Below are 6,943 nucleotides of genomic sequence, written 5' to 3'. Positions count from 1 at the left end.
CGGCCGGGACGTCGGCGAGGGCCGCGCGGATCCGGGCGAGGACCGCCTCACGGCTGCTCACGGCTGTTCCTTTCGGTTCTTGCGCCACCAGGCGCGGAAGGACTCCGCGGGTGGGGCCGGGGTGTCGCGGGTGTCGGACCAGCCGCTGAGCGGGCCCGGCAGGCGGCCGATGCGGCCGTCCCGCCCGAGCACCCGGCCGCCGAGGGCGGCGGCGCGTTGCGCGGCGGCCAGCAGGCGGGGTGAGTCGAGGACGGTGGCGGCCGCCTTCATGGCCAGTGCCTCGGCGGAGGTGCCTCCCTTGGTTTCGACGGCCTCGGCGCGGAGGTGGGCGAGGACCTCCGGGATGTTGATCTTGACGGGGCAGGCGTCGTAGCAGGCGCCGCACAGGGTGGAGGCGAAGGGCAGGGAGGCGGCGTGTTCGATGCCGACGAGCTGGGGGGTGAGGACGGCGCCGATGGGGCCGGGGTAGACCGAGCCGTAGGCGTGGCCGCCGGTGCGTTCGTAGACGGGGCAGACGTTGAGGCAGGCGGAGCAGCGGATGCACGCGAGGGCCTGGCGGCCGGTGGTGTCGGCGAGGGTGTCGGTGCGGCCGTTGTCCAGCAGGACGAGGTGGAAGGCCTGCGGTCCGTCGCCGTCGGTGGTGCCGGTCCAGGTGGAGGTGTACGGGTTCATCCGCTCGCCCGTCGACGACCGCGGCAGCAGCTGCAGGAAGACCTCCAGGTCCTGCCAGCTGGGGATCACCTTCTCGATGCCCATGACGGTGATCAGGGTCTCGGGCAGGGTCAGGCACATCCGCCCGTTGCCCTCGGACTCCACCACGACGACGGTTCCGGTGTCGGCGCAGGCGAAGTTGGCACCGGAGACGGCGACCTTCGCGGTGAGGAACTTCTCCCGCAGGTGCAGCCGGGCGGCCTCGGCGAGATCGGCTGGGGCGTCGGTGAGGCCGTCCGGTGCCGGGCGGCCCCAGCGGGCCATCTCCGCGGCGAACAGGTCGCGGACCTCGGTGCGGTTCTTGTGGATGGCGGGCACCAGGATGTGCGAGGGCCGGTCGTCGCCGAGCTGGACGATCAGCTCGGCCAGGTCCGTCTCGTAGGCGGTGATGCCGGCCTCGGCCAACGCCTCGTTGAGGCCGGTCTCCTGCGTGGCCATCGACTTGACCTTCACGACCTCCGACTCGCCGGTGGCCCGGACGAGGCCGGTGACGATCCGGTTGGCCTCGGCCGCGTCGGACGCCCAGTGGACGGTGCCGCCCGCGGCGGTGACCGAGGCCTCCAGCTCCAGCAGGTAATGGTGCAGGTGGCGCGAGACGCGCTGCTTGATCGCGGCCGCTGTCTCGCGCAGCGCCTCCCAGTCGTCCAGCTCGGAGGCCACCGCGAGCCGCTTGTCGCGGATGGTGCCGGTGGCCCGCTTGAGGTTCGCGCGCAACTGCCCGTCCGCGAGGGCGGTGCGGGCGGCGTCGGGGAAGGCCGGGGAGCCCAGCCAGACCACGCCCCGGCTCTGGAGATCGCTCACCACGTGTCTCCTTCGGTGCTCGCCAGGATCTCCGCCAGGTGCATGGTGCGGACGGCGGAGCCCTGGCGGGCCAGTCCGCCGCCGATGTGCATCAGGCAGGAGTTGTCGGCGGCGCACAGCACCTCGGCGCCGCCGACGCGGACGGCGGCGGTCTTGTCGGCGAGCATCGCGTTGGACGTGTCGGCGTTCTTCACCGCGAAGGTGCCGCCGAAGCCGCAGCAGGAGTCGGCGGCCGGCAGGTCGACGAGTTCGAGGTCCTTGACCGCGCGCAGCAGGCGCTGCGGCCGGTCGCCCAGACGCAGGCCGCGCAGGCTGTGGCAGGTGGGGTGGTAGGCCACCCGGTGCGGGAAGCGGGCGCCGACGTCCGTGACGCCAAGGACATCGGTGAGGAATTTCGTGAACTCATGCACGCGGGGCAGTAGTTCGTCCACCTGGCGCTGGAGGACGGCGTCTCCGTGTCGCTCAGCCAAGAGCGGATGGTTCTCTTTGACCATCCCGGCACAGGAGGCGGACGGGGCGACCACGGCGTCGTAGTCGGCAAAGGTCCGGGCGAAGCGCGAGACCAGCGGCATGGCCTCGGGGCGGTATCCGGTGTTGAAGTGCATCTGCCCGCAGCAGGTCTGCTCCTGCGGGAAGTCGACGGTGTGGCCCAGTCGTTCCAGGACGCTCACCACGGCCCGCCCGGTGCCGGGGAAGAGGGTGTCGTTGAAGCAGGTGATGAACAGGGCGATGTGCATCAGTACTCCTCCTTCGGGGTCGGGACGTCCACGGCGAGCAGGCCGAGCTCCTTGAGATCCGCCCACAGGGCGTCCGGCACCCGGATGCGGAGCATGAGGGCAGCGTCCGCGGCTTCTGCAGCGCTGCGGGATCCGACGAGGACGCTCGCGACGGCGGGGTGCCCGAACGGGAAGCGCAGGGCGGCGGCGCGCAGCGGCACCCCATGGCGCTCGCACACGGCCTGGAGCTCCAGAGCCCGGGTCACGAGTGCGTCGGGCGCGGTGGCGTAGTCGAAGGTGGCGCCGGGGCGGGGATCGGCGAGCAGCCCGGAGTTGAAGACGCCGCCGACGACCACGCTCACGCCGCGCTCGGCCGCCACCGGCAGGAGTTCCGTGAGCCCGCGCTGGTCGAGCAGGCTGTAGCGGCCGGCCAGCAGAACGGCATCGATGTCGGTCTCGCGGACGAAGCGTGCCGGCATCTCCGCCTGGTTCATGCCGATGCCGATCGCGCCCACGACTCCTTCCGCGCGCAGCGCCTCCAGCGCGGGATACGCCTCGGACAGGGCCTGTTCGGCGTGGTCGTCAGGATCGTGCAGGTAGGCGATGTCGATCCGGTCCAGGTCCAGCCGCTCCAGGCTGGACTCCAGGCTCCTGCGGACGCCGTCGGCGCTGAAGTCCCACACCCGCTCGTGGGTCGCCGGGACGGCGAAACCGTCGGCCAGGTCGTCGCCCGTCGCCTCCGCACGCGGCCGGAGCAGCCGGCCGACCTTGGTGGAGAGGGTGTACTGCTCGCGCGGCCGGTCGCGCAGGGCGGCGCCGAGGCGTCGTTCGGACAGGCCCAGGCCGTAGTGCGGGGCGGTGTCGAAGGTCCGGATGCCCGCTGTCCAGGCGGCGTCGACGGTCGCGGTGGCGTCCTCGTCGGTGACCGGGCGGAACAGGTTGCCGAGCGGTGCGGCGCCCAGGGAGAGCTCGGTGACCGGGGTGGTGCCGGTCCCGAGGGGTGTGCTGCGCACGGGTGGTGCCTCTCGCTGTGGTGCCCGGCCGGGCGCGGTGTCGTCGGGGGGCCGCGCCCGGCCGGGTGCTGGGGGGTGGGTCAGCCTGCGGAGGGGCGCAGGCGCAGGCCGGCCATGCCGCCGTCCACCGCGAGTGCGGTGCCGGTGACGCTGCCCGCGGCCGGGGAGGCGAGGTAGGCGATGGCGGCGGCGACCTCGTCGGCGGCGACGAGCCGGCCGGTGGGCTGGCGGGCGTCGAGCGCGGCGCGTTCGGCGGCCGGGTCGGCCGCCTGGCCGAGGAGCCGGCCGACCCATGGGGTGTCGACGGTGCCGGGGTTGACGCAGTTGACCCGGATGCCCTCGCGGACGTGGTCGGCCGCCATGGCGAGGGTGAGGGAGAGGACCGCTCCCTTGCTCGCCGAGTACAGCGCGCGCTGCGGCAGTCCCGCGGTGGCGGCGATGGAGCAGGTGTTGACCACCGACGCGGCGCCCGAGCGGCGCAGATGGGGGAGGGCTGCCCGGGTGGTGCGGACGATGCCGAGCACGTTGACGTCCAGGACGCGGTGCCACTGTGCGTCGTCGTTGTCCTCGACCGTGCCGACCGCGCCGATGCCCGCGTTGTTGACCAGGATGTCGATGCCGCCGAGGGTCTCGGCGGCCTCCTGGACGGCGGCGCACACGGAGAGGTCGTCGGACACGTCGGCCGTGAAGCCGAGGAGCGGCGCGGCGACCCCTTCCGGCGCCAGGTCCAGGACGGCGACCCGTGCGCCGCGCTGGGCGAGCAGCCGGGCGGTGGCCAGTCCGATGCCGGAGGCGCCGCCGGTGACGACGGCCCTGAGGCCTGACAGCTCGGTCATGCCGCATTCTCCTGTCCGGTGCGGTCGGCGACCCAGAACGTTCCGTCCCGGTAGCGGTACTCGGCGATGGACTCCGCCCGCATGGTGGCGGAGAAGCCGGGGGCGAGCGGCGCGGCGTAGTGGCCGTCGCGTATCACCACGGGGTCCAGGAAGTGCTGGTGGAGGTGGTCCACGTACTCGATCACGCGGTCCTCGGTGGTGCCGGAGAGGGCCACGTAGTCGAACATCGACAGGTGCTGGACGAGTTCGCACAGGCCCACGCCGCCGGCGTGCGGGCAGACCGGGACGCCGAACTTGGCGGCGAGCAGCAGGATCGCGAGGTTCTCGTTCACGCCGCCGACCCGGGCGGCGTCCAGCTGGAGCACGTCGATGGCGCCGGCCTGGAGGAGCTGCTTGAAGACGATCCGGTTCTGCACGTGCTCGCCGGTGGCGACCTTGACCGGCAGCACACCGTCCCGGATCGCGGCGTGGCCGAGGATGTCGTCGGGGCTGGTGGGCTCCTCGATCCAGTACGGGTCGAACTCGGCCAGCGCGCGGGTCCACTCGATCGCCTCGGCCACGTTCCAGCGCTGGTTGGCGTCGATCGCCACCCGGATGTCAGGCCCCACCGCCGCGCGGGCGGTACGGCAGCGGCGGATGTCGTCCTCCAGATCGGCGCCGACCTTCAGCTTGATCTGCGTGAAACCGTCCGCCACCGCCTGCTTCGCGAGCCGCGTGAGCTTCTCGTCCGAGTAGCCCAGCCAGCCCGGCGAGGTGGTGTACGCCGGATAACCCCGCTCGCGCAGCCGCTCGGCCCGGGCGGCCGCGCCCTCCTTGCCCCTGCGGAGCAGGTTCAGCGCCTCGGCGGGGGTGAGCGCGTCGGTGAGGTACCGGAAGTCGACCTGGGAGACCAGCCACTCGGGCTCGGCGTCCGTGAGGAGCCGCCACAGCGGCTTGCCCTCGCGCTTGGCGGCCAGGTCCCACACGGCGTTGGTCACGGCGCCGATGGCCATGTGCATCACGCCCTTCTCCGGGCCCAGCCAGCGCAGTTGGCTGTCGCCGATCAGGTCGCGGTGCAGCGAGCTGGGGTCCGCGCACAGCACATCGACCGGCCGGCCGAGGACGTGTGCGCGCAGGGCGTCGATCGCGGCGACCTGCACGTCGTTGCCGCGTCCGATGGTGAAGACGAAGCCGTGGCCCTCCAGACCGTCGCCCGCGTCGGTGCGCAGCACCAGATAGGCGGCGGAGTAGTCGGGGTCGGGGTTCATCGCGTCGGAGCCGTCGAGCTCGCGCGAGGTGGGGAAGCGGATGTCGTAGGTGTCGACAGCGGTGATCCGCGCGGTGGATGCGGTCAACGGAGTGCCTTTCACGCGTTCTCGAACGTCTGCCGCTGGGTGCCGAGCCCGTCGATGGACAGCTCGACCACATCACCCGCGCGCAGGTAGGGGGCGCCGGGCAGGCCCAGGGCCACGCCGGCCGGGGTGCCGGTGTTGATGACGTCGCCGGGGTGGAGCACCATGTACTGGCTCAGGTACCAGACGATGTGGGCGACGCCGAAGATCATGTTCTTGGTGGTGCCGTTCTGCCGCGCCACGCCGTTGACCGACAGACGGAGGCCGAGTGCCTGCGGGTCGCCGGCCTCGTCTGTGGTGACCAGCCACGGACCCAGCGGGTTGAAGGTCTCGCAGGACTTGCCGAGGTCCCACTGCGCGGAGTATTCGAGCTGGAACTCCCGCTCGGAGACGTCGTTGCTGATCGCGTATCCCGCGACGCACGCCGCCGCCTCGGCCGGCGAGTCCAGGTAGCGGGCCTCGCGGCCGATGACGACGGCGAGCTCCACCTCCCAGTCGGTCTTCACCGAGCCGCGCGGGATGAGCACCTGGTCGTACGGCCCGACAACAGTCGACGGGTCCTTCATGAACACCACCGGCCGTTTCGGGACGGGGGCGCCGGTCTCCTCCGCGTGGTCGCGGTAGTTCAGCCCGACGCAGACGACCTTCCCGGGCCGGGCGACCGGCGCGCCGACCCGCAGACCCGCCGGGTCGAGCGCCGGCAACGTGTCGGCGGCGAGCGCGGCGCGGACGCGGTCCACACCGTCGGAGGCGAGGAACGCGCCGTCGATGTCGGGGGTCAGCGCGGACAGGTCACGCACTTCTCCGTCGTCGGTGAGGAGTGCGGGCCGCTCGTGTCCCTGGGGTCCGAGCCGGAGCAGTTTCATGGTGCGAGGGTCCTTCCGGACTGCGGAGGATGACTGGTGGCGAGAGCCGGGCGGCCGGCGTGCGAACGGACGCCGGACAGGCGAGTGGGGGCGGACGCCGCGCGGTTCGCCGGCGTCCAAGCGCGTCGAGGGCAGGTGCGGAGGTCGCGAGACTCAGGGGCCCACGCGGCGGAGCCGGACCACGTTGCTGGCGTAGTCGCCGGCAGGAAGACGCGGGTCGAGGCCCTGGCGGGCCAGGACGGCGCCACTGTGCACGACCTTCAGGTCTTCGTCCAGGTAGCGTGCCTTCGGGTCGAGGGCGGGCAGCTGGACCAGGGCGGGGCGCCGGCCGAAGCGAGTGGTGGGGCGCCATACGAGGACGACGTGTTCGTCGCCGTCAGGCGCGGCGTAGTGGACGGCACTCACCGGGCCGCCCGGGCCGACGCGGTGCTGGTGTCCTCGCTGGACGAGCGGGCGGATCCGCTTGTACAACGCGACGAGTTCGGCGGCCTCCTCCAGCTCCTCGTCGGACCAGGACGTCAGGTCCCCTCCGATCCCCAGCGCTCCGGCCATGGCGACGTGGAAGCGGAAGCGCAGCGGAGTGCTTCGGCCGGTGGTGGGGTTGGGGCTGTCCGTGACCCACGCGGCCATGGCCTGGGCGGGGAACAGCTGGGAGAAGCCGTTCTGGAT

At 72.5% G+C, this 6,943-nt stretch carries 7 protein-coding genes; all 7 read right to left on the bottom strand.

The genetic code is table 11. From position 1 onward, the window contains the following. Positions 1-57: 57 nt before the first annotated feature. The gene (locus tag CCN56_RS31785) at positions 58-1,512 is read right to left on the bottom strand and encodes a lactate utilization protein B (RefSeq protein ID WP_086831355.1); all 1,455 of its coding nucleotides are present in this window, start codon (positions 1,510-1,512) and stop codon (positions 58-60) included. Beyond that, a complete protein-coding gene (locus CCN56_RS31780) occupies positions 1,509-2,249 on the bottom strand; it encodes a (Fe-S)-binding protein (protein WP_086831354.1) in 741 nt (246 codons plus the stop codon). Before CCN56_RS31780 ends, CCN56_RS31785 begins: the two co-directional genes overlap by 4 nt. After that, positions 2,249-3,241 carry an aldo/keto reductase gene (locus CCN56_RS31775; protein ID WP_086831353.1) on the bottom strand — a complete coding sequence of 331 codons (993 nt, stop codon included), beginning with the start codon at positions 3,239-3,241 and terminating at the stop codon, positions 2,249-2,251. The genes CCN56_RS31780 and CCN56_RS31775 overlap by 1 nt, the downstream gene beginning before the upstream one ends. Before the next feature lie 80 nt (positions 3,242-3,321). Further along, entirely contained in the window at positions 3,322-4,077 is a 756-nt protein-coding gene (locus tag CCN56_RS31770; protein ID WP_086831352.1) for an SDR family NAD(P)-dependent oxidoreductase, read from the bottom strand. After that, on the bottom strand, positions 4,074-5,411 hold the full coding sequence (locus tag CCN56_RS31765; protein WP_086831351.1) for an L-fuconate dehydratase: 1,338 nt from the start codon (positions 5,409-5,411) through the stop codon (positions 4,074-4,076). Before CCN56_RS31765 ends, CCN56_RS31770 begins: the two co-directional genes overlap by 4 nt. 11 nt (positions 5,412-5,422) lie before the next feature. Beyond that, the gene (locus tag CCN56_RS31760) at positions 5,423-6,274 is read right to left on the bottom strand and encodes a fumarylacetoacetate hydrolase family protein (protein ID WP_086831350.1); all 852 of its coding nucleotides are present in this window, start codon (positions 6,272-6,274) and stop codon (positions 5,423-5,425) included. A 153-nt stretch (positions 6,275-6,427) separates the two neighbouring features. Further along, the coding region (locus CCN56_RS31755) for a GH36 C-terminal domain-containing protein (protein WP_143664683.1) at positions 6,428-6,943 on the bottom strand (516 nt) is incomplete at its 5' end.

Source organism: Streptomyces sp. NRRL B-24572, from assembly GCF_002156145.1.
Taxonomy (GTDB): Bacteria; Actinomycetota; Actinomycetes; order Streptomycetales; family Streptomycetaceae; genus Streptomyces; species Streptomyces vietnamensis.
Note: the sequence above shows the minus strand (reverse complement) of the source record. Positions and strands in the feature narration are given on the sequence as shown.

Bases quoted from the DNA above. Each gene is read 5' to 3' on its own strand.
- CCN56_RS31760 (WP_086831350.1), bottom strand. From the start codon at position 6,274: ATGAAACTGCTCCGGCTCGGACCCCAGGGACACGAGCGGCCCGCACTC.
- CCN56_RS31770 (WP_086831352.1), bottom strand. From the start codon at position 4,077: ATGACCGAGCTGTCAGGCCTCAGGGCCGTCGTCACCGGCGGCGCCTCC.
- CCN56_RS31780 (WP_086831354.1), bottom strand. From the start codon at position 2,249: ATGCACATCGCCCTGTTCATCACCTGCTTCAACGACACCCTCTTCCCC.